The sequence below is a fragment of the Micromonospora sp. LOL_023 genome (assembly GCF_048060115.1).
Classification (GTDB): domain Bacteria; phylum Actinomycetota; class Actinomycetes; order Mycobacteriales; family Micromonosporaceae; genus Micromonospora_E.
Genome location: NZ_JBHMIM010000043.1, coordinates 42462 through 68255 on the forward strand (window position 1 = coordinate 42462; position 25794 = coordinate 68255).

Sequence of the window (25794 nt, forward strand, 5' to 3'; positions counted from 1 at the left end):
GCGGACGCGACGACTCCCGCTCACAGCGACTGCACCATCGCGATCCGCTCCTCCAACTGCTCGATGGTCGCCTGCGCACTCGGGGGACCACCGCACCGGCGGCGCAGCTCGGCGTGAATCTTGCCGTGCGGCAGGCCGGTCCGGTGGTGATGGGCGGCCACCAGCGCGTTGAGCTGTCGACGCAGCGTGATCCGCCGCTCCCCTGCCGTCGGCAGACGTTGCGGCTGGCGGGCGGCGGGCACCGGTTGCTCCGGCGACCGGTCCCGCCGCCGCGCGGCGACCTGTTCGGCCTGCCGGCGGTTGAGCAACGTCGCGACCTGGTCGGCGGTGAGCAGGCCAGGCAGCCCGAGGTACTCCTCCTCCTCGGCCGTGCCGGCCTGCGCACCGGTGCCGAACGAAGCGCCGTCGAAGATCACCTGGTCGAGCTCGGCCGTGGCCGACAACGCCTCGAACCGCTTTTCCAGCTCCCCGCTCGCCTGCTCGGAGCGCTGGGCGCGCTCCAACAGGTCGTCGTCGAAGCCCTCGCGCTTCTTGGCCGCACCCAGCACGTGGTCGCGCTCGGCCTCCATCTCACTGGCCAGCCCGAGCAGGTGCGGCACGCTGGGCACGAAGACCGTCGCGGTCTCGCCGGGGCGGCGGGCCCGGACGAACCGGCCGATCGCCTGGGCGAAGTACAGCGGGGTGGAGGCACTGGTCGCGTAGACCCCCACCGCCAACCGGGGAATGTCCACCCCTTCGGAGACCATCCGCACCGCCACCAGCCACCGTTGGGTGGAATCGGCGAACGAGGCGATGCGCGCCGAGGCACCGGCGTCGTCGGAGAGGACCACCACGGCCTTCTCACCGGTGATCCGCTCGAGCAACCGGGCGTACGAACGGGCCGCCGCCTGGTCACTGGCGATCGCCAGGCCGCCGGCGTCGGTCATTCCGCCCGCCCGCAGTACGCTGAGTCGCGCGTCGGCTGCCCGCAGCACCGCCGGCATCCAGTCCCCTGCCGGGTCCAGTGCGGTGCGCCAGGCCTGCGCCACCAGATCCTGGGTCATCGGTTCGCCCAGCCGGGCGGCCAGTTCGTCACCGGCGCTGGTCCGCCACCGGGTCTCCCCCGAGTACGCCAGGAACAACACCGGCCGGACCACCCCGTCGCGCAGCGCGTCGGAGTAGCCGTAGGTGCTGTCCGCCCGCGACCGGGGCAGCCCGTCACCGCCGGCCTCGTAGCGGACGAACGGAATCGGGTTGTCGTCGGAGCGGAACGGGGTACCGGTCAGCATCAGCCGGCGGACCGCCGGCTCGAAGGCGGCCTTGATCCCGTCGCCCCACGTCCGTGAGTCACCGGCGTGGTGGATCTCGTCGAGGATGACCAGGGTCCGCCGGGTCATCGTCCGTCGCCGGTGCACCTGGGGTGCCATCCCGACCTGGGCGTAGGTCACCACCGCACCGTGGAAGTCGGCCGACGAGTGCAGGTCGGCGTTGCGGAACGCGGCGTCGAGCTGGATGCCGACCCGTCCGGCCGCCACCGCCCACTGGGTCTTCAGGTGCTCGGTGGGCGCGACCACGGTCACCGCTTCGACGGTCCCGTCGGCGAGCAGCTCGGCCGCTATCCGCAGGGCGAAGGTCGTCTTGCCCGCACCCGGCGTCGCGACCGCGAGGAAGTCCTCGGTCCGGCGCCGCAGGTACTCCACCAGTGCCCGTCGCTGCCAACCGCGCAGCGCCGGAAACGTGTCGACCCTCGGCAGGGTGGTCGGCACGCGTACCCCTTTCTCGATGGCCATGAAAAGGCCCTCGCGGCCGGTGGACGCGAAGGCCGATCGGGCGTCTGCTCAGCGAGCCATCGACTCGTAGATCTCCTTGCAGCGCGGGCAGACCGGAGATCCGGGCTTTGGCGTACGGGTGACCGGGAAGCGTTCGCCGCAGAGCGCGATCACGAAGGTGCCCATGACGGCACTCTCAGCGATCTTCTCTTTTCGGACGTAATGGAACATCTCCGGACCGGTGTCGGCATCCTTGACCTCGGGACGCTCAAGAACCTCGGTACTCACGTCGTCTCCCACCTCCAGGCTGAGAGTCTGGCATTTCGCGGCGTACGGGTCCACCGTCCGGCACGCCCGTCCGCCCCGTACCGTTGTGATCATGGCTGATAACGCAGGCCGTACCGGCCCGTTGCACTACGACATCCAGTACGGCGCCGAGGTAGCCGACGCCCGCCGGGACGGACGGGCCATCGTCGCCCTGGAAAGCACCATCATCGCACACGGGCTGCCCCGTCCCGACAACCTGCGCGTGGCCCGCGAGATCGAGTCGACGGTCCGGGCCACCGGCGCGGTGCCAGCCACCATCGGCATGATCGGCGGACGCCTGGTGGTCGGCCTGGACGACACGGAGCTCCGTCACCTCGCGGACTCCGACTCGGTGGCCAAACTCTCCGCCCGGGATCTGGCCCTGGCCGCCGCGACCGGCGCGGACGGGGCGACGACCGTCGCCGCCACCAGCGCGGTGGCGGCCGCGGCGGGCATCGACGTCTTCGCCACCGGCGGGCTCGGCGGGGTGCACCGGGAGGCGGCGCAGACCTTCGACGAGTCGGCCGACCTGGTCACCCTGGCCCGTACGCCGATCACCGTGGTCTGCGCGGGGGTCAAGTCTATCCTGGACGTGGCGGCCACCCTGGAACGGTTGGAGACACTCGGCGTCGCGGTGGCCGGCTTCCGGTCCCACCAATTCCCCGGCTTCTTCATCACCGACAGCGGGTACGCACTCGACTGGTCGCTGGACTCCGCGCAGCAGATCGCCGAGGTCATCCACGCCCGCCGCCGCCACGGCGTCGGCGACGGCGCGCTGGTGGTGGCCAACCCGCTGCCGCCCGAGGAGCAGCTGGACCCGGCGCTGCACGATGCCACCCTGGCCACCGGGCTGGCCCGGATGGCCGAGGCGGGCATCACCGGCAAGGCGGTGACGCCCTTCCTGCTCGCCCACTTCCACTCCGCCACCCGCGGCGCCAGCCTGGCGGTGAACGTCCGGATCATCCTGCGCAACGCCGAACTCGCCGGTCGCATCGCGGTCGCCGCCGCCCAAGCCGGGTGAGCGACACCGGTCAGCACCCGGGTCGACCAGCGGACGGCGCGACCCCGGGGCGGGTGCTGGTCGTCGGCGACCTGGTGACCGACGTGGTGGCGGTGCTCAGCGGCCCGGTGGCCGCTGGCTCGGACACCCCGGCGGCCATCCGGTTCACCGGCGGCGGGCAGGCCGCCAACACCGCCGCCTGGCTGGCCGCGCTGGGCGTACCGGTGACGCTGGTCGCGACGGTCGGCGACGACGACGTCGGCAGCCTGCGACTCGCCGAGCTCACCGACGCCGGAGTCGACCTGGCGGTACGGCGGTGCCCGTCCGCCCCGACCGGCACCGTCATCGTGTTGGCGCACGGCGGCGACCGGTCGATGGTCGCCGACCGGGGGGCCAACCTGTCGTTGCGGGCGCGCGACGTCGACGACGCGCTGCAGCGGTTTCCCGACGCGGTGCATCTGCACCTGTCCGGCTACCCCCTGCTGTCGCGGCAGACCCGCCAGGCGGCCCGCCACGCGCTCGCCGCCGCCGGCACGCGCGCGATGTCGACCAGCGTCGACGCGGCCTCGGCCGCTCCGCTGCGGGCGGCGGGCGCGCCGGAGTTCCTCGACTGGGTACGCGGCACCGACCTGCTGCTGGCCAACGCCGACGAGGCCGCGGTGCTCGGGCTGGCCGACGGGCTGCCCCAGCCCGGGCCGGTCCGGCAGCTGGTGGTGAAGCGGGGCGCGTCCGGTGCCGTCTGGCACGGTCCGCACCGACAGGTCGAAGCAGCGGCGCAGCCGGTGCCGGTGGTGGATCCGACCGGTGCCGGCGACGCGTTCGCCGCCGGTCTGCTGGCGGCCTGGGTGGCGACGGCACCCGGTGTGGCCACCGGGCCCGATCCGGCGGACGCGCTGGCGCACGCGGTTCGGGCGGGCGCCGCGGCCGTGGGCCTGGTAGGAGCGCGACCGACCGGGATGTTCAGGGCTCCGCGTCGATGACCGTCGCCGGTGGTGTCGGGGCGGGTACCGCGCCGACGGCCGACGGCCCCTGGCCGCCCGGCCGGTGCCACTGGTCGTTTCTCCGGTGCCGGTCCTTGGGCGGGCCGTCGTTGGCAAGCAGGACGGCCAGCCAGGGCACCAGGATCATCCCGACCCCGCAGATCGACAGCCAGAGCCAGAGCAACGGCGCCTCGACCGTGACCAGCACCGCGCCCACGATCAGGCAACCGATCCGGACCGACATCATGGCCACGTACCGGCGCTGGCGGTGCCGCAGCTGATCACCCGGGCTCTGCCCGGCGTCGGTGATCAGCGTCGGGCGGTCAACGGTCCGTCTCACCGGGTTCTCCCGCCTGGCCGTCGTTCATGTCTTCGCGGCCTTGGCCGCCGCCTTCATTTGCTGCTTGTGCTCGCGGACCCGTACCAGGGAGTCCTCGTCGACGATGTCGGCCACCGAGACGTGCGCCCCCTCGCGACCGTACTCGCCGGTCGCCTCCCGCCAGCCGGCCGGGTCCACGCCGTACCGCTTGCCGAGCAGGGCGAGGAAGATCTGCGCCTTCTGCTTGCCGAACCCGGGTAACTCGCTGATCCGGGCCAGCGCGGCGGCTCCGTCCGCAGCTTCGGTCCAGATCCGGGCCGGGTCGCCGGCGTACCGGTCGACCACGATCCGGCAGACCTGCTGCACCCGTGCCGCCATCGCCTTGGGGAACCGGTGCAGCGCCGGCCGCTGCGCGAAGACCTCGATCAGCTTTTCGGGGTCGAAGTCGGCCAGCTCCCTGGCGTCCGGCTCGTGCCCCAGCCTCCGGGTCAGGTCGTACGGTGCGGAGAACGCCCGCTCCAGCGGCACCTGCTGGTCCAGGATCATCGCGACGAGCAGCGCCAACGGGCTGCGGCGCAGCAGCTCGTTCGCCTCCGCCTCGATCGGCAGCGACAGTGTCATACACCCAGTTTGCCGGATCGGACGTCGGCCCGCCGGCACGCCACCCGCGTGGCGATGGGCCGACCGGGCCGGGTCGAGTTGCGCGACCGGGCAGGATGGCAGCGTGACCGACGAAACCACCACGTACCCCGCGTTGCTCGACGCGGCCGGGATCGACCGGCTCCGCACCGCACTGACCACGGCCCGGTTCACCTCGACCGGCATTGCCGAGCGGCTCGGGCCGCAGGCCACCGCCGCCGTGTCCCGCAACGACTACCGCGCCGCGCTGCGCCGCACCGGCGACGGTGATCCTCTCGACACCCTGATCCGGATCTTCATCTGCGCGCAGACCGAATCAGCGGCTGCGGTCAGCGCCGCGCTGGCACCGCTGCCGTTGGCCGACGCGCTCGCCGCTGGGCTGGTGGAGCCGGCCCTGGGTGGTCCAGGGCTGCGCCAGGGCGTCGACCTGGAGCCGTACGGCGATGACTGGTGGGTGTTCTCCGACGTGCCGGCGCACTTGCGGGCCGGGCAGCCACTCGCCGCCGACCATGTGCTCGGCGTCGGCGGCTCGTCGACCACCCTGGCTGACGCGGTTGGCCGACGGCCGGTCGGCAGCGCGTTGGACCTGGGCACCGGCTGTGGCGTACAGGCGCTGTGGCTGGCCGGACACGCGGCCAGCGTCACCGCGACCGATTTGTCCGCCCGCGCGCTACGCTTCGCCGCCACCACTGCGGCGCTCAGCGGGCAACGCTGGGAACTGCTGCACGGCGACCTGGCCGCGCCGGTGGCCGGACGCCGCTTCGACCTCGTGGTCAGCAACCCGCCGTTCGTGGTCGGTCCCGGCACCGCCACCCATGTCTACCGTGACTCGGGGCGGATCGGCGACGGTGTCTGCGCCGAGCTCGCGGCCGCCGCCGACGATCTGTTGACCGACGGCGGCACCATGCACTATCTGGCGAACTGGCTGCACGTCGCCGGCGAGGACTGGGCCGAACGGGTCGCGGGTTGGCTCACCGGCACCGGCCTCGACGCGTGGGTGATCCAGCGCGAGGTGGCCGACCCGGTCTCCTACGTGAACCTGTGGCTGGCCGACGCGAGCGAGGGGCCCGACGCGCACCGGGCCGCCGCCTGGCTCGACTGGTTCGACGCACAGAAGGTCGAAGCGGTCGGTTTCGGTCTGGTCACGCTACGCCGCTCCGGACACTCCGACCCGGTGGTCCGGGTCGAGGAACTGCGCCAGCAGGTGACGCCGCCGTTGAGCGAACGGGTCGACGAGTGGTTCTCCCGTCAGGACTGGCTCCGGGCCCGCGACGACGCCGGCCTGCTCGCGGCGCGGTACCGGGCTGCGGACGGGCTGCGGCTGCGGCAGGAAGCCAGTATCGGCGAGGACGGCTGGGCGGTGGACCGGCAAACCGTCACGATGACCGACGGACTGCGCTGGTCCGAGGAGATCGATCCGCTGGTGCTCGCCCTGATCGGCGGGTGCGACGGCGCGATGGCGATGCGCGACCAGGTGACGCTGCTGGCCACCGCGCACGACGTACCGGAAAGCGATCTGGTCGATGCCGCCGCGCCGATCGTCGGCCGGCTGGTCGAGCGAGGCATCCTGCGGCCGGTGTGACAGGCTGATCGGCATGCGGGCGGTGGTGCAGACAGTCAGCCGAGCCTCGGTCACGGTCGACGACCAGATCATCGCCGGGATCGGGCCGGGGCTGCTGGTGTTGCTCGGGGTGACCCACTCCGACAGCGCCACGGTGGCGGCCGAGCTGGCCCGCAAGGTGCACGAGCTGCGCATCTTTCCGCCGGACCCGGCCGGCGACGACACCGCCGAACGCTCCGCCGCGCAGCTCGAGGCACCGATCCTGGTGGTCAGTCAGTTCACGCTCTACGGCGACGCCCGCAAGGGACGCCGGCCGAGCTGGTCGGCGGCCGCCCCCGCCGAGGTCGCCGAGCCGCTGGTGGGCGCCTTCGTCGACGCGCTGACCACCCGGGGCGCCTCGGTACACACTGGACGATTCCGGGCGCACATGCTGGTGGAGAGCGTCAACGTGGGACCGCAGACCATCCTCCTGGAGCTCTGACACCCCGCTACGCCGTCAGAGCGTCACGTTCAGCGACCAGACTGCCGCGCCGCATCCATGAATGTCCCGGATTCATGCCACCTCGCGCCCGCCTCACCGTGACTTCACGCCCAAACCGCCAAGCTTGTCTTCACCAGCGGCGCTCCGTCACTGGCCTACCACTTGTCGACGCGGGGAGGCGACTGAGAGTGGTCACACGCACCATCGAAGACGGCACCGACACCACCGTCCAGGTCACCGACGACGGTCAGCACGATCTTGACGCCACCGATGACCGCGGCGCGTCCGCCGACCTGGTCCGCGCATATCTGAACGGGATCGGACGCACCAAGCTACTCACCGCCGCCCAGGAGGTCGAGCTGGCCAAGCGGATCGAAGCCGGGCTGTACGCCGAGGAGAAGCTCGCCATCGCCGGCCGGCGCTCCGCACGGGTCCGCGCCGATCTCACCACCATCGCCGCTGAGGGCCGCGCCGCCAAGGATCACCTGCTGGAGGCGAACCTGCGGCTGGTCGTCAGCATCGCGAAGCGCTACACCGGGCGGGGGATGGCCTTCCTCGACCTCATCCAGGAAGGCAACCTCGGCCTGATCCGCGCGGTCGAGAAGTTCGACTACACCAAGGGCTACAAGTTCTCCACCTACGCAACCTGGTGGATCCGCCAGGCCATCACCCGCGCCATGGCCGACCAGGCCCGCACCATCCGCATTCCGGTGCACATGGTCGAGCAGGTCAACCGGATGGTCCGGGCACGCCGTGAACTCGCCGTCACGCTCGGCCGGGAGCCGACGATCACGGAGATCGCCGCCAACATGACAGTGCCCGAATTCCAGGTGATCGAGCTCATCTCCTACGACCGGGAGCCGGTCAGCCTGGACCAGGCGGTCGGCGAGGACGGCGAAAGCGCTCTCGGTGACTTCGTCGCGGCGGTCGACCCACGGCAGCAGAGCGGCCAGTCCGCGTCCGATGGCAGGCTGCGCAACGAAGTGGAGATCGTCCTGTCCACACTGTCCCAGCGCGAACAGGCGGTCATCCGGTTGCGGTTCGGGCTCGACGACGGCCGGCAGCGCACGCTCGACGAGGTCGGCCGGGAGTTCGGGCTCTCCCGGGAGCGGATCCGGCAGATCGAGAAGGTCACGTTGCTCAAGCTGCGGGACCCGTCGCGCGCCCAACGCCTGGAGGTGTACACCGGCTGACCGCACGGGGGCGCCGGCAGGCCACCGGGGGGTGCCGGCCGACCACAGGGGGCGGCGGCTGGTCGGATGGGTCGCGACACCGAGATGTGTCACGACACCGACCAGCCGCCGGTGGTCAGCTCTGACCGGTGCCGGTCAGAGCTGACGCGGGCCGGTGTCCGGCCGGGCCCCGGATGGCCCGAGACGGACGCTGGCGTGCAGTACCGTCAGCCCGCCCGGGCGGGCCAGCACCGGGTTCAGCCGCAGCCGGTGGATCCGTGGCTGCTCGTCGGCGAGCCGACCGATCCGGACCAGCAGGTCGGCCAGGGCATCCCGATCGACCGATCCGGCGCCCCGGTAGCCGCGCAGCAGCGGTGCCGCCCGTGGCTCGTCGACCAGTTCGGCCGCGTCGCGGTTGGTCAACGGCGCGGTCCGCCAGGCCCGGTCGCCGAGCAGATCCGTCGCCACGCCACCCAGACCGAACCCGACCACCGGGCCGAACGTCGGATCGGTCACCATCTCGACGACACAGGCCACCCCGGGGGCCACCGCCCGTTGGACCAGCACCTGCCGCCCGAACTGTTCGGAGATCTCCCGGTACGCCTGCTCGACGGCGGCCGCGCTGGCCAGATCGAGGCGTACCGCACCGAGATCCAGCCGGTGCCGAAGCCCGTCGTCGGCCGCTTTGATCACCACCGGGAGACCCAACTCCCGGGCGACCGCCACCGCCTCGTCAGCCGAGGCCGCCGGCACCGAGCCGAGCACCTCGACGCCGTACGCGGCGAGCAGGGCTGCCGGGTCGACCGGCTCGACGGCCAGCACCGCGGCGGCAGCCGCCGGATCGATCTTGGCCAGTTGCGGCACCGTACCGGGTGGTTCCCGCAGCCAGTCGGCGTAGTCAGCGACCCGGGCCAGCGCCCGCACCGACTCCTCCACCGACGGGTACGTCGGCACCCCGGCCGGCGGCAGGCCGACCAGCAGGGTCGCCACGGTCGGCTTGTCGCCGGCGAGCGCCACGCTGGCAAGGGCCGAGGTGAAGTCGGCGTCCTCGTCGGCCAGCTGACCGGGCAGCGGCGGGGCGAACACCACCACGAGCGCGTCGACTCCGACGTCGACCGCAGCGTCGGCGAGCATGTCGGCGAAGTCGTGCGCGCCGGCCTCCGGCGCGACCGTTCGCGGATAGCCGGTGGCGACGGTGAGCCGGTGCGCCTGGCAGGCCGCCGCCGCGAGGGTGGCCAACGCCGACGAGTTGCCCACCACCGCGACCCGTCGGCCGACCGGCAACGGCTGGTTCGCCAGCAGGGTGCCGACGTCGAACATCTCCGCGACGGTGTCCACCCGGATCACGCCGGACTGGGCGAACAGCCGGGTCACTGCCCCAGCGTCCGGCCCTACCGCAGGTGCGGCGACCTCCCCGGTCTGCGCCGCGGGCACGGGATTCTCCCCGGTCTGCGCCGCGGGCACGGAATCCCTTTCTTGCACGGTCGCCCGACGGGCCGCCGAGGCCAGCGCCACCACCGGCTTCGTCCGCCCGATCCGCCGGGTCAGCCGGGCGAACTTGCGCGGGTTGCCGAACGTCTCCAGGTAGAGCAGGACGACATCGGTGCCCGGATCGTCCTGCCAGTACTGCAGCAGGTCGTTGCCGGAGACGTCGGCCCGGTTGCCGGCGGACACGAACGACGACAGCCCGAGCCCCCGCCGGTCCGCCTCGGCGAGCAACGCGACACCCAGCGCCCCGGACTGACTGAAGAAGCCGACCCGCCCGGCCGGCGGCAGCTGCGGGGCGAGCGTGGCGTTGAGCCGTACCCGGGGGTCGGTGTTCGCCACCCCGAGACAGTTCGGGCCGACCACCCGCAGCCCGGCGACGTGCGCGGTCCGGATCAGCTCGCGCTGCGCGGCCGCCCCGGCCGGCCCGGTCTCGGCGAAGCCTGCGGAGATGACGACCACGCCGCGTGCCCCGGCGGCGGCCGCGTCGGCGACCACGGCCGGCACCGCGTCCGGGGTGACCGCGACGACGGCCAGATCCACCGGGATGCCGGCGTCGGCGGCTCGGCGGTACGCCGGCAGTCCGCCGATCCGGTCCGCCACGGGGTGTACGCCGACGATGTCGCCGGTGAAGCCGCCGTCCCGAAGGTGCCCGAGGACGGCGGCGCCGACGCCCTGCCCGGTGGCGCTGGCTCCGTAGACGGCGACGCCACGCGGGGTCAGCAGTCGGGCGATCGAGCGGGACTCGGCGCTGTGTTCCCGGCTCCACTGCACCTGCAGGGACGCGTCGGTGGGCGCGATCGGGAAGCTGAGGTGCACCACCCCGTCGGCGTAGCGGCGACGGACCTGGTATCCGGCGTCGGCGAAGACCCGCAGCATCGGCGCGTTCGCCGGCAGCACCTCGGCGACGAACGACTCGATGCCGTCGGCCCGGGCCGCCGCGGCAAGATGCTCCAGCAGCACCGAGCCGACACCCCGGCCCTGGTGGGCGTCCTCCACCACGAACGCGACCTCGGCCTCGGTAGAGCCGGCGCCCAGCCGGTCGTAGCGGCCGACCGCGAAGATTCGGTCACCGGAGATCACCACGAACGCTTCCCGGTCGCGGTGGTCGACGTTGACGAACCGTTGCAGGTCGCGTTCGGGGATTCGCGGGTACGGGGAGAAGTAGCGCAGGTAGCGGGTGCGTTCGGAGAACCGGGCGTGCATGGCGACGACGGCGTCGGCGTCGTCCGGGCGGATCTGCCGCAGGTGGACGGTGGTGCCGTCGCGCAACAGCACGTCGGCCGAGCGGTCGGCACCCGGGCGGTCCGCGGTCGACGGATCCACGGTCAGTCCCGGGGGTCGTGCGGGTCGAGTCCGTGCAGCGGGAACACCGCTTTGCGGGTCGCCAGGATCGCCCGGTCCACCGGGTCGGGGTCGCCGCCTGGTTGCCAGGGCACGAAGTCCGGGTCGACGTCGTCGGTCATCCGCAGCGGGACCGGCCGGCCGGGGCAGCGGGCGGCGGCGAGCGCACGCCAACGCGGCGGGGTCAGCGTCGCCGGGTGCAGCGGCGCGCCGACGGCCACCGCCAGCAGGTGGGTCCAGGCCCGGGGCACCACCTCGACGAGGGCGTACCCGCCGCCGCCGGTGGCCACCCACCGCCCGTCGCACAGCTCGTCGGCGAGGGCACGCAGCGCCAGGTACGCGGCCCGCTGGCCGTCGACGCTCAGCCCGAGGTCGGCCAGCGGATCGAGCCGGTGGGCGTCGGCACCGCACTGGGTGACCAGCAGCTGGGGTCCGAAGGCGCGCAGCAGCGACGGCACCACCGCGTGGAAGGCGCGCAACCAGCCGGCGTCGCCGGTGCCCGAGGGCAGCGCCACGTTGGCCGCGCCGCCCTGCGCCGCCGGACCGCCGACCTCGTCGGGGAATCCGGTGCCGGGGAACAACGCCAGCGGGGTCTCGTGCAGGCTGATGGTGAGCACCCGGGGGTCGTCGTAGAAGATCTCCTGCACCCCGTCGCCATGATGAACGTCGATGTCGACGTACGCGACCCGCTCGGCGCCCAGGTCGAGCAGGCGGGCGATCGCGACCGCCGGATCGTTGTAGACACAGAAGCCGGCGGCCCGGTCCGCCATCGCGTGGTGCAGCCCGCCGGAGACGTTGACCGCCCGGCGGGCGTCACCGCGCCAGACCGCCTCGGCGGCGGCCATCGTGGCCCCGGCGACCAGCGCGCTGGCCTCGTGCATCCCGGCGAACGTCGGATTGTCGGGGGTGCCCAGGCCGTACCCGGAGAAGAACGGATCCTCGTGGGCGACCCGGACGGCGTCGAGGTAGTCGGGCCGGTGCACCCGGGTCAGCGCCGCGTCGTCGGCCGGCTCCGGCGTGAACAGGCGGACCCCGGCCCGGTCCAGCAGACCGAACTCGCGGGCCAGCGCGATGGTCAACTCGACCCGTACCGGGTCCAACGGATGGTCACCCAGGTCGTACGCCAGCAGGCGTTCGTCCCAGACGACCAGCGTCGCGTCCGCCCCCTGGCCCGCCCCGCCCGTCATCTCGCCCGTCGCCTCCGGCATCTGGTCATCGTTGCACGGGCCGGTCCGGATCGGTGATCCACTCACTCCAGGAACCGACGTAGAGCGCCGCGTCGGTGCGGCCGGCGCGATGCAGCGCGAGCACCGTGTGCGCGGCGGTGACCCCGGACCCGCAGTACGCCGCGACCGCGGCGTCGGGACGCAGCCCGACCGCGGCGAACCTGTCCCGCACCGCGTTGGCGTCGCGCAGCCGACCGGTGCTGTCGAGGTGCTGGGTGGTCGGCAGGTTGACCGCGCCCGGGATGTGACCGGCGACCGGGTCGACCGGCTCCCGCTCGCCATGGAAGCGCTCCGGGGCGCGTACGTCGATCAGCAACCCGCCACCTTCGGGCAGTCGGCTGGCCGCGGTGGCGTCGAGCACCGGCAGGCCGCCCGGCCGTACGGTGATGTCGCCGGTCGGCGGCGTCGGCACCTCGGCGGTCACGGATCCGCCGGCGGCGAGCCAGGCCGGGTAGCCGCCGTCGAGTACCCAGGTCGGCCGGTGCCCGGCCCAGCGCAGGGTCCACCAGGCGCGGGCGGCGGCGGCACCGTCACCGGCGTCGTAGACGACCACCGGGTGGTCCGCCCGCACGCCGGCGGCCCGCAGAACGGACTGCAGCGCGCCCGGATCCGGCAGCGGGTGCCGGCCGCCGGCGCCGGGTGGACCGCAGAGTTCGGTCTCCAGGTCGACGAAGACGGCCCCCGGCAGGTGCCCGACGGCGTAGTCGGCGCGCCCCGGTGGGCCGGTCAGCCGCCAGCGGACGTCGAGCACCGTCGGCGGTGTGCCGGTGAGCGCGGCGGCGAGATCGGATACGGCGACGGTAGGGTCATCGGCGAGGAACACCGGCCCAGTCAACACCATGCCGGCCCGCGCCTGTCCGCTACCACGCGTCCGATACGGCTGGTTATCGGCATTGCAGGGTAACATTGAACACTGGAGGGCAGCAGACCGTGAATGATCTTGTCGATACCACTGAGATGTATCTGCGCACCATTCTTGAGCTCGAAGAGGAGTCGGTGGCGCCATTGCGCGCCCGGATAGCCGAACGGTTGCATCAGAGCGGTCCCACCGTCAGCCAGACGGTCGCCCGGATGGAGCGCGACGGACTGCTCACCATCGAGGACGACCGCCACCTGCGGCTCACCGACGCCGGCCGGGCGCAGGCGGTGTCGGTGATGCGCAAGCACCGACTGGCCGAGCTCCTGCTGGTCAACGTCATCGGCATGCCCTACGAGGAGGCCCACGAAGAGGCCTGCCGGTGGGAGCACGTGATGAGCGATGCGGTCGAGAAGAAGGTCTACGACCTGCTCAACCGGCCGACCCGGTCGCCGTACGGCAACCCGATCCCCGGCCTGGACGCGTTCGGCGACGGACCGGCGGTCCTCGCGGATCCGGAGATCGGCCCGGAGACCGAACGCAACCTGGCCTTTCCCGGGCTGACCGGGACGGTCGTGGTGCGGCGGATCTGCGAAAGCGTGCAGACCAACGCCGACGTACTCCGCCAGCTGCACTCGGCCGGCGTGGACCCGGGCGCGACGGTCACCGTGGCCCAGGAACGCGACGGGGTGACCATCGACCGGTCCGGGGAGCGGATCCATCTGCCACGCGAGGTCGCCTCCCGGGTGTTCGTCGCGGCCGCCGATCACGGTCGTTCGCTCGCCGGCGCCCCGGCCTGAACGACCTCAGTCAGCAAGACCTGTCAGCGAGTACGACTGCTCAGCACGCGCGGTGGCCGGCGGCGAAAACCGCCGGCTGGTTCGCTTCTTCGCGACCACTTATTCACTTTCCGCAATTGACTGATCACTTCTTGCGGTTTTCGTGCACCACACGGGCCAGTTCCACCATTTTCGGCGCGAGTTCGACCGCGGAAAGCTCGTCGTCGCCGGGCGCGAACGTCCAACGAAGGCTGAGCGACTTCGGATCCGCCGTGATCCAGTTGACTTCCAGCGCCGCCCCGTACCCGGTGTCGGGGTCCGGTTTGAGCGGGACCCAGTAGGCGGCCTTGCCAAGATTCTCGATCTTCTTGGCCCCCACCGGAGCGACGTCGTCGGCGAACACCGCCGCGCTCGCCTTCGTGTCCGAGATGGACACCATCAGGTCCGGCAACGGCTCCTCGTCCGGCCGCAGCAGACACGACTGCGTCTTCTCGTGCGTGCTGGCCGCCGCCACCTCGAACCGGAAGCCGACGGTCTGCTCGACGACGTCGAAGTCGAACATCTCACACGCGCCACCTGCCTCGGCGGCGGGCGGGCGGGGCACCGCCGGGTACGGCTCGACCGGACTCGGCGACGGGCTGACCGGGCCATCCGAGGCGGTTGCGCCGGGTTCGGTGGCCGCCGCCTCGTTGGAGCATCCGGCGGCCAGCAGCAGAATCATGCCGACGGCGCACACGCGCAGCCGACCAGGCAGACGCAGCCGAACGCCCACAGTGACCTCCACGGGTCAGGCCGGTCGAAAAGGCGGATTGTCCGTTGCACACCGTACGGCTTTCGCCGTTGCCGCGAAAGTCCGCCACTCTGCGGGCCCGCGCGCCGCACCACGCACCGGATCATCACGCCAGGTACGGACAGTGCCGGCAACCCTGGTCACAGCAGGTGCCCCGGCGGGCGAGGAACGACGCGGTCAGCACGAACAGTCCGGTGCCCGGGTCGAGATAGCCGGCGTCACCCGAGTCGAGCGCCGTCGTGTGCGCCGCCAGGATCGCCGCCCGGCGCGGATGCGCGGCCGGCAGCCGGGCCGGATGCGGCTCGGTGAGCGGTCGGTCCGCCAACGGCAGGCGCCGCCCCCGCTTGGCTGCCATGGCGGTGACCATACGCAGCCGGCCGGTGTGGTACCACTCGTGGGTCCCATCGCGCCGTGCCGCGCGGCCACCGACCTTGAACGGACCAACGAATGACCGAGTACGCCCTGCTGATCCACCCGTCGGCGAACCGGGTGTACGCCGAGTCCGCCGTCGAGCTGGCCGCCGCCGAGTTGGCGGTCTTCAGCGACCTGGCGTTCGGCGGACGACTGACCGACGTCGGGACCACCGTGATCGGCGGGCTGCCGTACGTGTGCTTCACCGGCGACGAGCTGACCGACCGGGACCTGTCGACGCTGGCCAACCTCTCCGCCCGGTACGCCTTCTTCGCCCGCGAGGGTGACCTGCTGCGGCCGGTCGCGGCGGCCGGCCGGGACCGCTTCGACAGCGACCTGATCACCATCCCGAAGTACGCCGGGAAGACCAACGAGCAGTTCACCAAGCTGCTGCTGAACGTCACCGCTCTGGCGGCCACCGGCTCGGCCGGTGCCGGCCGGTCCGGCACGGTGGCCGACCCGCTCGGCCCGGACTCACCGCCGCTGCGGGTCCTCGATCCGATGTGCGGCCGGGGCACCACGCTCAACCAGGCGATGATGTACGGCTGGCACGCCGCCGGGGTGGAGATAGACGGCAAGGACTTCGAGGTGTACGCCAACTTCATCCGTACCTGGTTGAAGCACAAGCGGCTCAAGCACTCGTCGGAGATCGCTCAGGTGCGGCGCAACCGGACCCAGTTGGGCCGACGACTGGCGATCACGCTGGCGGCCAACAAGGAGGACCACAAGTCGGGGCGCACCCTGGATCTGACGATGGTGCACGCCGACACCCGGCGCGGCCGGGACTTCTTCCGCGCCGGCAGCTTCGACGCGATCGTCACTGACGCGCCGTACGGGGTGGCGCACGGCACCCGCGGTCAGGCGGACCGGTTGACCCGCGATCCGCTGGGTCTGCTGGCCGAGGCGCTGCCGGTGTGGGTGGCGCTGCTGCGCCCCAGCGGGGCAGTGGGGATCTCCTGGAACACCCTGGTCGCCGCCCGCGATGATCTGGCCGCCCTGCTGGTCAAGGCAGGTCTGGAGGTAGCCGACGGTCCGGGGTACGCCGGGTTCGCGCACCGGGTCGATCAGGCGATCGTCCGCGATCTGATCGTCGCCCGCCGCCCGTAGCGGCGCTGGCCGGCTCCCGGCGACGGTACATTGTCGGTCGATGGCCACCTGTGACGATGTCCGCCGGGCACTCGCCGACCTCGCCGACCCACGTCGCGCCGAGCAGACGCACCGGTTCCTGCAGATCAAACCCGGCGGGTACGGCGAGGGCGACCGGGCGCTCGGCGTACCGGCGCCGGACCTGCGTCGAGTGGCCGGTCGGTACTGGCGTGACCTGTCGCTGGCCGAGACGACGCGGCTGCTGACCGGCGACGTGCACGAGGAGCGGCTGACCGCGATCTTCATCCTGGTGCGCAGGTTCACCAAGGGCGACGAGCGGGAGCGGGCCGCCGTCTTCGACACCGTGCTGGCGCACACCGACCGGATCGACAACTGGGACCTGGTGGACTCGTGCGCCCCGTACATCGTCGGCCCGTGGCTGTTGGACAAGGACCGCGCCGTACTGGACCGGCTGGCCGCCTCGGGGCTGGTCTGGGACCGGCGGATCGCGATCACCGCAACGTTCGCCTTCATCCGGGCCGGGGACTTCGACTGGACGTTGCGGCTGGCGCAGCGCCTGCTGCATGACCCGCACGACCTGATCCACAAGGCGGTGGGCTGGATGCTGCGCGAGGTCGGCAACCGCGACCGTACGGTGGCCGAGGCGTTCCTCACCCGGCACCAACGGGACATGCCGAGGGTGATGCTGCGCTACGCCATCGAGAAGTTCGAACCGCAGCGCCGCGCGGCGTACCTCGCCGGCACGGCCTGACCGGTCGTGTCCGTCTCGGGTGCTCCGTCCGACTCGCGGGGCGTACGGCGTGCCTACGACACGGTGGCCGCCGACTACGCGGCTCGCCTGCCGGACACCCGCGCCGAGGCGCCGCTGGATCTCGCCATGGTCGACGCCTTCGCCGAGGCGGTGCGGGCCGGGTCAGGGCCGGGTGACGACCCGCTGGTGCTCGACGCGGGCTGCGGTGCCGGTCGGATGAGCCAGCATCTCGCCGATCGGGGCTGCCGAGTCGTCGGGGTCGACCTGTCACCGGGCATGATCGCCATGGCCCGCCGTGACCACCGGGAGCTGCCGTTCACCGTCGGCACGCTGACCGGGCTCCCGTTTCCGGACGGCCGGTTCGCGGGCGTACTGCTGTGGTATTCGACGATCCACACGCCGCACGCCGGTCAGGGCCGCGTCTTCGCCGAGGCCGCCCGGGTACTGCGGCCGGGCGGCCACCTGCTCGTCGGGTTCCAGGCCGGACACGGTACGCGCGACGTCGCCGCGACGTACCGCCGGTTCGGCCACGAGATCGTTCTGGAGCGGCACCTCGTCACCGCAGACCAGGTGGCCGCCTGGATGGCGGCGGCTGGCCTGCGCGAGGTGTGCCGTCTGGTCCGTCGCGCCCGGGGTGCCGAACGCGACGACCAGGCGGTCATGCTGGCGACGGTGCGGTAATTCCCGGATGCCCGCCCGACCCCGTGGTCCGGACGGGCATCCGCAGCTGTCGCGGCATCACTCGCAAAAGACCTTGACCTTGACGTCGGGCTGGTCGACGTCGACCGTGAGGTCGTCGAGCTGCTCGACCAACTCCTCGATGTGCTGCGGCTTGAGCTGGGTCAGGTCGATCGGCACACCTGCCCGGCGATCCGGTTCAGCCGGGACTTCACCGTCGGGTAACTCACCCCGAAGATCCGCTCCATCTTCTTGATCGAGCCGTGCAACCGCACGAACGCGGCGACGAACACCTGATCATCGACGCTGAGCTGGGCGAGCTGCGCCCGGCCGGCGTGAGACGTCAAGGTCGGCGCGGCACATCGAGGTGATGCTGACGCACGTCAAAACGCGAAGATGACGTGCGTCAGCATCACCTCGATGTCGCGCGCGGGGTCATCGGGTGGTGATGGTGTCGGTGGACGGGCTGGCCGGGTGCGGTTGGCGCCACATCGGCCAGATCGGCGGCCCGTTGTCGGGCAACACCAGCGGGTGCCGGGTGGTGGGCCGGTAGCCGTGGCGTAGGTAGAGGTCGCGGGCGGCCGGGCTGGTCGCGACGAGGTAGCTGGCGATGCCGGCGGTGCCACCGCCAGGTACGCCAGGTAGGTGTGTGGTTGGCGGGGGGCGTGGGTGTGCAGCAGACCGGCGAGCTGAAGGAACCGGTCGGCGTGGCGGCCGGTGATCCGCCGCAGCCGGGCCGCCTGCCGATCCGTGGTGGTGCGCGCTACCGGGTACGCCAGCCACAGCGCCGCCGCGGCCCGGTCGACGGTGGTGTGCACGGTGCCGGCGGTCATCGCCTGGGCCAGCAGGTCGGGGCAGAGCCGCTGGTAGACGTCCTGCCGCCGCGTCTTGTCCGGGATCAGCCAGCGGGCTTGCGGGGTGTCGACGAACGCGTCGACCAGCACCCGGGCCAGGCGCGGCACGTCGTCGACCCCGGCCCGCCGTACCCGCACGATGCCGGCCGGGCCGCCGGCGGTCGTGGTCACCGTCGGCTCCGTCGGTCGTGCTGGCCGTGCCGACTCCGTGCGCCTGCGGCGGCAAGATGCCGCACCAGCTCGTCGACCCCCGGCGGTACGGGGGTGAGCAACTGCCGCAGCTGCCGCCGGGCGGTCGACGTGTCCACACCGAGCACGTAGCCGCCGAGACCGGTCGTCAGACACAGCCGGGCCAACGCGCTGTCGTACACGCTGAGGCGGATGCTGCGGCGTACCCGCATCGACAGCCGCGCCCACGGCCAGGCCGCGACGTTCGTGTCCACCGGCGGGTAGGCGGTCTCCCGGCGCCACCAGCGGCGGACCCTGCGCGGCCGCACCACCCCGGCGACCGTCAGCCGGTCGGCGACACTGCGGTACGCGTGCCCGGCGAGCCGATCGATCCAGGCGGCCGGCGGGTGCAGTGTGTCGGTGTCGATCCAGCGCAGCACCGTCCGCTCCCACGGGTCGACGGCACCCGGCGCGGCCGTACCGGTGACGACCTTGCCGGTCGCGGCGACCGTGACCGCGCCGACGAAGGCCAGGTCGGCGAGCATCGCGGCGGCCAGGCCACGCCCGACGACCCCGGCCGGGGCACGCCGCTTGCCGGTGACGTCGTCGTGGGCGATCAGGAAAAGTTCGTCGGCCAGCCGACCGGCCGGCGGCAGCGGTACGGCCGGCTCCGCCAACGGTGCCGCTGCGGGGGTGGTGGTGGACCAGTCGCGGGTGCAGGTGCGGTAGACGGTCACCGGCCGGCCCGCCTCGTCCAGGCCAGGAACCGGGTGAACAGCTCCCCCGGCGTCGCCTCGGCCGGCAGGTCGGCGATCGCCTCCACCATCCGCTCGGCCGCGTACATGCTGCGCGAGATCGGGTCCAGGTTCGCGGTCAACTCGGCCCGCGCGTACTCACACGGCCAGTCGACCAGCGGCCCACACCCCGAACAGGACCAGACCGGCCGTACGGGCACGTGCAGCACATCGTCGCGCCCGGTCACCGGTGCTGCGCCCCGGTCTGGTTGCGCCACCGCCGCCCACGCGGGCCCGACTGCGGTGGCGGTGGTGGCCCGCTGCCCCAGGTCCGCTCGATCGGCGCGGTGCAGTCCCGGCACGTCAACGTCTGCCCACACACCGGACACCACCGGTGCCGACACCGACACAACACGAACCCACCCACCACGCCGACAAGCCCAGCCAGCATGTAGGAAATGATCACCGCGATTGTTGGCACGAATCCTCCAGTTGCCACTTTTCTTTCGACAGAAGGTGCTCACTGGTCTCCCGAGTTCGTTGCACGATCAGCGAGTTCGATCCTGCATTTGCCACTTGGCGCGGCGATACGCCGTGGTGTACCGGTCTTGTCCTACTTCGGGACTACCGACCACGGCATTGGCCGCATTAGACTGACCTCCGTCGACAGATCAGCTTGTGGGGTGCCGACCAGGGGGGATCGCCGTGGTAGCGATAGCGCGATGGTCAGGCAAGGAGGCTCGCGCACTGCGCCAGGCAAGGCGGATGAGCATCCGTGCGTTCGCCGCACATCTCGGGGTCGCGGTCGCATCGGTAACCAACTGGGAACAGCGCGGTGAGATGATTCGGCTGCGGGACGAGACCCAGGAAATCCTCGATCGTGATCTGAGTCGCGCCACCGAGGAAGTCCGATCGCGATTCGCCGCAGCCCTGGACGCCGATCAGATGATCTCCGGTCGCCTCCCTCGGGACGGGGCTCAACGCCTGGAGTACGTCCTCGCCAATCCCGGCAGCGTCGACCTGGTAACCGTGGCTCACCTGCGCGAGCAGGTTGCGGCGCTCGATGCGCAGTACGACCGCGCGCCGGCAGCAGCACTGCTCGGCATCGTGGGTGAGCGGCACGGTCAGATCATGTTCCTCCGCACCCACGCAACGAGGTCACGAGTGCTGCGCGACCTCAACGCCGCTGCCGCAGAGTCGGCGACCTTGATGGGCCAGTTGCTCTGGGACGCGTCGATGCGCCGCGACAACGCCACCGCCCTGGCCTATCTCGATCAGGCGGTCGACGCCGCAGGCGAGTGCGGCGATCCGATCGCTGCCGGACGGGCTCAGCTGAGGCGTAGCTACGTCGCGATCTACGGGCAGAAGGACCCGGCGGCAGGTGCGCAGATGGCAACCCAGGCAGCCGCCACGAGTCGCAGCAACAGCAATGTCCTCGCAGGCCTGGCGCTGCTCCACGCCGCCGAGGCACACGCCATGCGCCAGCAGCGGCGACCGTGCGAACGACTCCTGCGGGCAGCAGAAGGACACTTCGGCAAGGTCGACAGCCAAGACGAAGCGTCCCTCCTGTTCTCGCCGGTCGACCTCAGCCGGATGGCCGGTTCGTGCTACCTGTCACTCGGTGACGCGAACCAGGCCACACGGTTCCTTTCCGACACCCTGAGTACGGCCGGTCGGACCAAGGCAGCGGCCGTCGCGGCGGCGAACCTCTCCCTGGCGTACATCCAGCAACATGCCGTGAGCGCCGCCGTCCACAGCTTGCATCAAGCGATCGACATCACGGAATCGACCCGGGGTGGTGGTGGACTAACCGTCGCCTTCACCGCAGGCCGTGCCCTCAGCCCTTGGCGAAACACCGCCGAAGTCCAAGACGTCCAGGACCGGCTGCTCACCCTGATGGCCGCCTGAGTAAGGGAATCAACGTGACAGCCGGACAAGACCCAGCCAGGCAGGACAAGCAGCGCATCCGTGAGCAGGTCTGGGCCGCGCTGGAGCGTCATCGTGTCGTCGAACCGGGCGTCGCAGGTCACATCCCAGCGTTTGCCGGAGCGGACGCGGCAGCTGCCCGCTTGGCGGAGCTGCCCGCTTGGCAGACTGCCTCGACCGTGAAGGCGAACCCCGATCGAGCCCAGTTGCCCGTACGCGCGATGGCGCTCACCGCCGGCAAGACCGTCTACATGGCCGTGCCCAACCTTGCCACCATCAAGCCGTTCTACCGGCTTGACCCCCCGGCGCTCCCCATGCCGCCCGCCGAGGCAGCCGCCCATCAGGCTGCCGCGACATTCGCGCCCAGCGTGTCGCCCAGCGACATGCCACCGATTGACCTGGTCGTCTGCGGCAGCGTCGCCGTCAACCCGTCCGGCGTCCGGGTCGGTAAAGGCGCTGGCTACTCCGACATCGAGCTTGCCCTACTTGCGGAAGAAGGTCTTATCGGTCCGCACACCACCATCGTGACGACCGTCCACCCGCTGCAAGTAGTGGATGGCGATCTACCAGAAGCCGAGCATGACTTCCGCGTTGACTTCGTAGTCACGCCGGACGAGATCATCTCCTGCTCGCCTGCTGCCCGCCCAACCGGATTGCTCTGGAACAACCTGCCAGGAGACAAGATCGCGTCGATCCCGTTCCTCTCGTCCCGGGCCGACGCGGGTGTCCAAGACCCGCTGTAGCGCAGGCAACCCCGGCGGGCCAAGAGGATCATGGTGGTCCGACACTTGGGATCGACCTGTTGTTCGTTGCGATCCCGTGTAGAGCACGGAGGACATACCGGCCTGGCCGGCGCCCATGTAAAGTCCGGCTCTCGTACTCGGCTGCGAGCGAGAAGGTCGAGTCGACACGCTCAATCCGGGGCGACGACGCCGAGCCGCCTGCACCTGACGCAAGCTCGGCTGCCATGCGGGACGAAGGCAGTAGCCCCGCACGGTCGCCTGACCGATTCGACGGACGGATCCACCGTGTCACGCTGCATCAGCTGCACGGTCGGGCGTGCTCTGCGCAGTTCGGCAGGCTGGCGTTCGACCCCGTGGCACCCACCGCAGGTTCGCCACGCGGCTCGATACTGCCGGAGATCTCCTCCACCCGTGAGGGAGAATCAGGCCATGAACAGTGACCTCGCCACGCTTCTAGGCACCAAGGAGACGGCCATCCTGGAGTTCAAGCGGGATGCGACAGACCGAAATGCGCTTCGCAAGGCGATTTGCGCCCTTGCAAACGATTTGCCGGGAACAGGCGGAGGTCATCTCATCATCGGCGTTGACGACAGCGGCAAGCCAGTTGGCGGGCTAGACGTGTCTGATGCAGCTTTACTAAAGGTTACCGAATACCGGGATCAAGGGCTGATTCTGGACCGACCATCGATGGTTGTCACCGCCGAAAAATTTGGCGGAGAGAACGTAATCTTAGTCAAAGTCAACGCATCTCGCACACCACCAGTTCGTTTCGACAACGTAGTTTACGTTCGCCCTGGCCCCTCGACCCGTCGCGCAACGAGGGACGACGAACGAGTCCTGTCCGAACGACGTCGATCCTTCGATACACCATTCGATGTCCGAGTCGTGCCGGGGAGCGAGTTAACAGACCTCGATCTCGAGCTCTTTCGTTCAGGGTACCTACGGCAGGCGGTTGATCAGTCGGTGATTGAGGAGAACCACCGTTCGATCGAGCAACAACTCGCATCACTTCGGCTTGCAGACGTGGACGGCACCCCGACTGTACTCGGGATGCTACTGGTTGGATTGGACCCGACGAATCGATTGCCGGGCGCATATGTGCAATTTGTGCGCTACGAAGGAATTGATGTCGGAGGAGCGGTTCTCGACGAGCAAGATATCAGGTCAAATATCATCAACGCAGCCGAACGCCTAGAAGTCGTCCTGCGCGGTCACCTGCACACCCGCCTAGTTCAAGCCAGCGGCTTCAGAGAAGAACCGCGCCCGAACTACCCGTTCGACGCGCTGCGCGAGGCCTGCATGAATGCAATCATGCATCGCAACTATGAGTCGTCGCACGCACCAGTCCGGGTGGCCTGGTTCGACGACCGTATCGAGGTGACCAATCCCGGCGGCCCGTTCGGACAGGTGCGAGCAGACAACTTCGATAAAGTTAATGACTACCGGAACCCGTCGTTGGCGGCGGCCATGAAGTCACTTGGTTACGTTAACCAGTTCGGGCGAGGAATCGGCCGAATCCGCAGCTCGCTGCAACGAAACGGAAACCCCAAACCGATCTTTGTGGTTGACGACTCTTCCTGGACAGTAACGATGGGGAGCTCGGCATGATCTCCGTGGCCATGTTCAACAACAAAGGTGGCGTAGGCAAGACCACGCTCACCTACCACTTGGCGCACATGTTGCAGCGGCTCGGCCATCGAGTCCTTGCGGTCGACCTTGACCCGCAGTCCAACCTGACCGCAGCCTTTCTTGATGAGGAGAGCCTCGGTCTGCTCTGGGACGAGCCCGCAACGCCGGCCTGGGGCGGACCCCACCAGGCCCGACTTTGGACACAAACAGAGCAAACATCGGGAACCGTGGTAACGGCTATTCAACCTATCATGGACGGCATCGGAGACATCAGGGCAATCACGCCAGTGGCTATCAACCAAGATTTATGGCTGATCCCGGGAGACTTGGACCTGAGCAGATTTGAGGACAATCTTTCCGCAGCTTGGCCCCGCGGATACACGGGTAGCGACTTGGCTGCTCTTCGGGTAACCACCGCTTTCCATCGGATCATCCGAGAGGCCGCCGACGAGGTTGACGCCGAGATTATTCTCATCGATGTCGGCCCAAACCTGGGTGCGATCAACAGAGCAGCGCTTCTTGCAGCGGACGCGGTTCTCATGCCGTTGGCCGCAGACTTGTTCTCCCTACGAGGGCTGAAGAACCTAGGGCCAGCCCTTCGGGAATGGCGATCGGTGTGGCAGAACACCGTACTGCCAAAGATTCCACAGGCTATCGCCGCACCCTCCGGAACGATGGAGCCATTGGGATACGTAATCATGCAACCGACGATGCGTCTCGATCGACCGGTTCACGCGTACCGGCGATGGCTCGAGCGCATCCCGCGCGTTTTTTCCGCATCGGTACTCAATCACCCCCAATTCGATATTGGGACCAAATATGAGATTGCTACGCTACGCAATTATCAAAGCCTCATGCCATTGGCGCACGACGCACGTAAACCGATGTTCGACTTGAGGTCCGCAGACGGAGCTCTGGGAAGCACGCAAACCCTCGTTCAGCGCTGCTTTCAGGACTTCCGATTGTTGAGCGAGGAACTGCTACGCCGACTCAAGGAGGTGCCTTCGACGTAGGCACGGCGTGCACTGAAGTTATCTCAACAACGAATGGTTTGTTGAACGGTGCGACACGCACATAAAGGGCAATAGCGACGATATTTGTGGGACGTGAGGTCCTCCGATAAACCGGTCTCACCACAAGAATCCGTCACCAAGAGGACCCCACGTGATCACTTATCGTGCCACACTCGACGTCCCGAGGGAACTCGTCGCCCACGTGGCGAGTCTGCTGCGCGCGCGCCGCCGCTCGCTGGGCACACGCAAGGGCACCCGGCTGCTCACCTGCTGGCGGCAGGCGGTGTTCGGCCTTGTCTGGTTCCGTAACCGCGGCGTGGACATCCCCCAGCTCGGCGCCGGTTTCGGGCTGTCCCGGGCCACCTCCTACCGTTACCACGACGAGGTCCTGACGGTGCTGTCCGCGCAGGCGCCGGACCTGACCGCAGCCCTCGACCGGGTCGAGGCCGAGGGCTGGTCGCACCTGATCCTCGACGGCAAGGTCGTCGACAGCGACCGGTACACGGAGAAGACTGTCAGCAGGAAGGGCGAGACCATCGACGCCTACTACTCCGGCAAGACCCACGACTTCGGCGGCAACGTCCAGGCCTTGATGCGCCCGGACGGGTTCCCGGTATGGGTCTCCGGTGTCGCTCCCGGCTCCGTCCATGACCTGCGTATCGCCCAGGAAGAGGTCCTCGGCGCGCTCTACGCCGCCGCCGCTCGCGGATTACCTACCTTGGCGGATTCTGGGTACGAAGGAGCAGGTCAGGGCGTGTACACCCCGGTGAAGAAGCCTGCCGGTGGACACCGGCTCCACGTTGACAACCGGTCCTACAACACGCTGCTCCGGGCGATGCGGTGCCTCGGCGAACGCGGATTCGCGTTGTTGAGCCAGAGATGGCGCGTCCTGCAAGGTGTCACGACCCCGCCGACGAAGATCGGCGATATCGCGAAAGCCGCCCTCGTTCTACTTCACTTCGAACATGGCTACAGATCTTGTTGAGATAACTTCACTGTCCGGGGCCAGCGAGACAGGAACGTCTAGCCTCAGCCCTTCATTATGGGCGGGTCCACATAGTGGATCTTGAAAGACAGGTGCCTTCTGACCTGGG

27 protein-coding genes are annotated in these 25794 nt (G+C 70.1%); 14 read left to right on the top strand and 13 right to left on the bottom strand.

Annotated elements, in window-relative coordinates; genetic code table 11:
* Positions 1–20: 20 nt before the first annotated feature.
* On the bottom strand, positions 21–1769 hold the full coding sequence (locus tag ACFHVL_RS21910; RefSeq protein WP_416630275.1) for a DEAD/DEAH box helicase: 1749 nt from the start codon (positions 1767–1769) through the stop codon (positions 21–23).
* A gap of 48 nt (positions 1770–1817) precedes the next feature.
* The gene (locus tag ACFHVL_RS21915) at positions 1818–2036 is read right to left on the bottom strand and encodes a DUF3039 domain-containing protein (RefSeq protein ID WP_326554615.1); all 219 of its coding nucleotides are present in this window, start codon (positions 2034–2036) and stop codon (positions 1818–1820) included.
* Between the two features lie 91 nt (positions 2037–2127).
* Between ACFHVL_RS21915 and ACFHVL_RS21920 the strand changes: the two genes are divergently transcribed.
* Both ACFHVL_RS21920 and ACFHVL_RS21925 read left to right on the top strand, forming a co-directional pair.
* Complete coding sequence (locus ACFHVL_RS21920; RefSeq protein WP_416630276.1) at positions 2128–3075, top strand: pseudouridine-5'-phosphate glycosidase; 948 nt, start codon at positions 2128–2130, stop codon at positions 3073–3075.
* Positions 3072–4034: a carbohydrate kinase family protein gene (locus ACFHVL_RS21925; RefSeq protein WP_416630277.1), complete on the top strand. Its 963-nt coding sequence runs from the start codon at positions 3072–3074 to the stop codon at positions 4032–4034. Before ACFHVL_RS21920 ends, ACFHVL_RS21925 begins: the two co-directional genes overlap by 4 nt.
* Here the strand turns inward: ACFHVL_RS21925 and ACFHVL_RS21930 are convergent.
* Together ACFHVL_RS21930 and ACFHVL_RS21935 are read right to left on the bottom strand one after the other, a co-directional pair.
* Positions 4015–4374, bottom strand: coding sequence for a DUF3099 domain-containing protein (locus ACFHVL_RS21930; protein ID WP_416630278.1), 360 nt, complete (start codon positions 4372–4374; stop codon positions 4015–4017). The two genes, ACFHVL_RS21925 and ACFHVL_RS21930, sit on opposite strands and share 20 nt — an antisense overlap.
* 24 nt (positions 4375–4398) lie before the next feature.
* The gene (locus tag ACFHVL_RS21935; protein ID WP_416630279.1) at positions 4399–4974 is read right to left on the bottom strand and encodes an HhH-GPD-type base excision DNA repair protein; all 576 of its coding nucleotides are present in this window, start codon (positions 4972–4974) and stop codon (positions 4399–4401) included.
* A gap of 133 nt (positions 4975–5107) precedes the next feature.
* Here ACFHVL_RS21935 and ACFHVL_RS21940 point away from each other — a divergent pair, with 133 nt between their 5' ends.
* The 3 genes from ACFHVL_RS21940 to sigB all read left to right on the top strand — a co-directional run bounded on the left by ACFHVL_RS21940 (position 5108) and on the right by sigB (position 8227).
* Positions 5108–6574 (top strand): methyltransferase, encoded by a 1467-nt coding sequence (locus tag ACFHVL_RS21940; protein WP_416630310.1) that lies wholly within the window; start codon positions 5108–5110, stop codon positions 6572–6574.
* 13 nt (positions 6575–6587) lie between these two features.
* Complete coding sequence (gene dtd / locus ACFHVL_RS21945) at positions 6588–7034, top strand: D-aminoacyl-tRNA deacylase (RefSeq protein WP_416630280.1); 447 nt, start codon at positions 6588–6590, stop codon at positions 7032–7034.
* Between the two features lie 203 nt (positions 7035–7237).
* Entirely contained in the window at positions 7238–8227 is a 990-nt protein-coding gene (gene sigB, locus ACFHVL_RS21950) for an RNA polymerase sigma factor SigB (RefSeq protein ID WP_416630312.1), read from the top strand.
* Between the two features lie 135 nt (positions 8228–8362).
* On the opposite strand, the gene ACFHVL_RS21955 is transcribed toward sigB, so the two are convergent.
* From ACFHVL_RS21955 to ACFHVL_RS21965, 3 genes are read right to left on the bottom strand one after another with little or no spacing between them, the layout of a single operon-like run.
* Entirely contained in the window at positions 8363–11017 is a 2655-nt protein-coding gene (locus ACFHVL_RS21955) for a GNAT family N-acetyltransferase (protein WP_416630282.1), read from the bottom strand.
* A gap of 2 nt (positions 11018–11019) precedes the next feature.
* A complete protein-coding gene (locus ACFHVL_RS21960) occupies positions 11020–12243 on the bottom strand; it encodes an acetoin utilization protein AcuC (RefSeq protein WP_416630284.1) in 1224 nt (407 codons plus the stop codon).
* A 4-nt stretch (positions 12244–12247) separates the two neighbouring features.
* Positions 12248–13102, bottom strand: a complete 855-nt coding sequence (locus ACFHVL_RS21965; protein WP_416630286.1) for a sulfurtransferase — start codon at positions 13100–13102, stop codon at positions 12248–12250.
* 89 nt (positions 13103–13191) lie between these two features.
* Here ACFHVL_RS21965 and ACFHVL_RS21970 point away from each other — a divergent pair, with 89 nt between their 5' ends.
* Positions 13192–13917, top strand: a complete 726-nt coding sequence (locus tag ACFHVL_RS21970) for a metal-dependent transcriptional regulator (protein ID WP_416630287.1) — start codon at positions 13192–13194, stop codon at positions 13915–13917.
* A 124-nt stretch (positions 13918–14041) separates the two neighbouring features.
* Here ACFHVL_RS21970 and ACFHVL_RS21975 read toward each other — a convergent pair whose 3' ends face one another.
* Together ACFHVL_RS21975 and ACFHVL_RS21980 are read right to left on the bottom strand one after the other, a co-directional pair.
* Complete coding sequence (locus ACFHVL_RS21975) at positions 14042–14668, bottom strand: hypothetical protein (RefSeq protein WP_416630288.1); 627 nt, start codon at positions 14666–14668, stop codon at positions 14042–14044.
* A 124-nt stretch (positions 14669–14792) separates the two neighbouring features.
* A complete protein-coding gene (locus ACFHVL_RS21980; protein WP_416630289.1) occupies positions 14793–15041 on the bottom strand; it encodes a DUF5522 domain-containing protein in 249 nt (82 codons plus the stop codon).
* Positions 15042–15133: 92 nt separating this feature from the next.
* On the opposite strand from ACFHVL_RS21980, the gene ACFHVL_RS21985 reads away from it, so the two are divergent.
* Genes ACFHVL_RS21985 through ACFHVL_RS21995 form a run of 3 tightly spaced genes read left to right on the top strand, consistent with a single transcriptional unit; the run spans position 15134 to position 17636 of the window.
* A complete protein-coding gene (locus ACFHVL_RS21985; protein WP_416630290.1) occupies positions 15134–16204 on the top strand; it encodes a TRM11 family SAM-dependent methyltransferase in 1071 nt (356 codons plus the stop codon).
* A gap of 40 nt (positions 16205–16244) precedes the next feature.
* Positions 16245–16955 (top strand): DNA alkylation repair protein, encoded by a 711-nt coding sequence (locus ACFHVL_RS21990; protein WP_416630291.1) that lies wholly within the window; start codon positions 16245–16247, stop codon positions 16953–16955.
* A gap of 6 nt (positions 16956–16961) precedes the next feature.
* Entirely contained in the window at positions 16962–17636 is a 675-nt protein-coding gene (locus ACFHVL_RS21995) for a class I SAM-dependent methyltransferase (RefSeq protein ID WP_416630293.1), read from the top strand.
* Positions 17637–17797: 161 nt separating this feature from the next.
* Here the strand turns inward: ACFHVL_RS21995 and ACFHVL_RS22000 are convergent, their stop codons facing one another.
* The 4 genes from ACFHVL_RS22000 to ACFHVL_RS22015 are packed head-to-tail and all read right to left on the bottom strand — an operon-like array spanning position 17798 to position 19769.
* Positions 17798–17980: a DUF2089 family protein gene (locus ACFHVL_RS22000; protein WP_416630294.1), complete on the bottom strand. Its 183-nt coding sequence runs from the start codon at positions 17978–17980 to the stop codon at positions 17798–17800.
* Between the two features lie 36 nt (positions 17981–18016).
* Entirely contained in the window at positions 18017–18658 is a 642-nt protein-coding gene (locus ACFHVL_RS22005) for a hypothetical protein (RefSeq protein ID WP_416630295.1), read from the bottom strand.
* Complete coding sequence (locus ACFHVL_RS22010) at positions 18655–19392, bottom strand: GPP34 family phosphoprotein (RefSeq protein ID WP_416630296.1); 738 nt, start codon at positions 19390–19392, stop codon at positions 18655–18657. The genes ACFHVL_RS22005 and ACFHVL_RS22010 overlap by 4 nt, the downstream gene beginning before the upstream one ends.
* The gene (locus ACFHVL_RS22015) at positions 19389–19769 is read right to left on the bottom strand and encodes a hypothetical protein (protein ID WP_416630297.1); all 381 of its coding nucleotides are present in this window, start codon (positions 19767–19769) and stop codon (positions 19389–19391) included. The genes ACFHVL_RS22010 and ACFHVL_RS22015 overlap by 4 nt, the downstream gene beginning before the upstream one ends.
* A gap of 385 nt (positions 19770–20154) precedes the next feature.
* Between ACFHVL_RS22015 and ACFHVL_RS22020 the strand changes: the two genes are divergently transcribed.
* The 5 genes from ACFHVL_RS22020 to ACFHVL_RS22040 all read left to right on the top strand — a co-directional run bounded on the left by ACFHVL_RS22020 (position 20155) and on the right by ACFHVL_RS22040 (position 25685).
* Entirely contained in the window at positions 20155–21297 is a 1143-nt protein-coding gene (locus tag ACFHVL_RS22020; protein WP_416630298.1) for a transcriptional regulator, read from the top strand.
* Between the two features lie 14 nt (positions 21298–21311).
* Positions 21312–22058, top strand: coding sequence for a 5-formyltetrahydrofolate cyclo-ligase (locus ACFHVL_RS22025; protein WP_416630299.1), 747 nt, complete (start codon positions 21312–21314; stop codon positions 22056–22058).
* A 429-nt stretch (positions 22059–22487) separates the two neighbouring features.
* The gene (locus ACFHVL_RS22030) at positions 22488–23666 is read left to right on the top strand and encodes an ATP-binding protein (RefSeq protein ID WP_416630300.1); all 1179 of its coding nucleotides are present in this window, start codon (positions 22488–22490) and stop codon (positions 23664–23666) included.
* Positions 23663–24700, top strand: coding sequence for a ParA family protein (locus tag ACFHVL_RS22035; protein ID WP_416630301.1), 1038 nt, complete (start codon positions 23663–23665; stop codon positions 24698–24700). The genes ACFHVL_RS22030 and ACFHVL_RS22035 overlap by 4 nt, the downstream gene beginning before the upstream one ends.
* A 151-nt stretch (positions 24701–24851) precedes the next feature.
* The gene (locus tag ACFHVL_RS22040; RefSeq protein WP_416630303.1) at positions 24852–25685 is read left to right on the top strand and encodes a transposase family protein; all 834 of its coding nucleotides are present in this window, start codon (positions 24852–24854) and stop codon (positions 25683–25685) included.
* Positions 25686–25794 lie beyond the last annotated feature (109 nt).

What these genes read in the sequence shown, in the direction of transcription:
- ACFHVL_RS21910 (WP_416630275.1), bottom strand. Translation starts at nt 1,769, where the DNA reads ATGGCCATCGAGAAAGGGGTACGCGTGCCGACCACCCTGCCGAGGGTC.
- ACFHVL_RS21920 (WP_416630276.1), top strand. Translation starts at nt 2,128, where the DNA reads ATGGCTGATAACGCAGGCCGTACCGGCCCGTTGCACTACGACATCCAG.
- ACFHVL_RS21935 (WP_416630279.1), bottom strand. Translation starts at nt 4,974, where the DNA reads ATGACACTGTCGCTGCCGATCGAGGCGGAGGCGAACGAGCTGCTGCGC.
- dtd (WP_416630280.1), top strand. Translation starts at nt 6,588, where the DNA reads ATGCGGGCGGTGGTGCAGACAGTCAGCCGAGCCTCGGTCACGGTCGAC.
- ACFHVL_RS21960 (WP_416630284.1), bottom strand. Translation starts at nt 12,243, where the DNA reads ATGCCGGAGGCGACGGGCGAGATGACGGGCGGGGCGGGCCAGGGGGCG.
- ACFHVL_RS21965 (WP_416630286.1), bottom strand. Translation starts at nt 13,102, where the DNA reads ATGGTGTTGACTGGGCCGGTGTTCCTCGCCGATGACCCTACCGTCGCC.
- ACFHVL_RS21980 (WP_416630289.1), bottom strand. Translation starts at nt 15,041, where the DNA reads ATGGCAGCCAAGCGGGGGCGGCGCCTGCCGTTGGCGGACCGACCGCTC.
- ACFHVL_RS21985 (WP_416630290.1), top strand. Translation starts at nt 15,134, where the DNA reads ATGACCGAGTACGCCCTGCTGATCCACCCGTCGGCGAACCGGGTGTAC.
- ACFHVL_RS21990 (WP_416630291.1), top strand. Translation starts at nt 16,245, where the DNA reads ATGGCCACCTGTGACGATGTCCGCCGGGCACTCGCCGACCTCGCCGAC.
- ACFHVL_RS22020 (WP_416630298.1), top strand. Translation starts at nt 20,155, where the DNA reads ATGAGCATCCGTGCGTTCGCCGCACATCTCGGGGTCGCGGTCGCATCG.
- ACFHVL_RS22030 (WP_416630300.1), top strand. Translation starts at nt 22,488, where the DNA reads ATGAACAGTGACCTCGCCACGCTTCTAGGCACCAAGGAGACGGCCATC.
- ACFHVL_RS22035 (WP_416630301.1), top strand. Translation starts at nt 23,663, where the DNA reads ATGATCTCCGTGGCCATGTTCAACAACAAAGGTGGCGTAGGCAAGACC.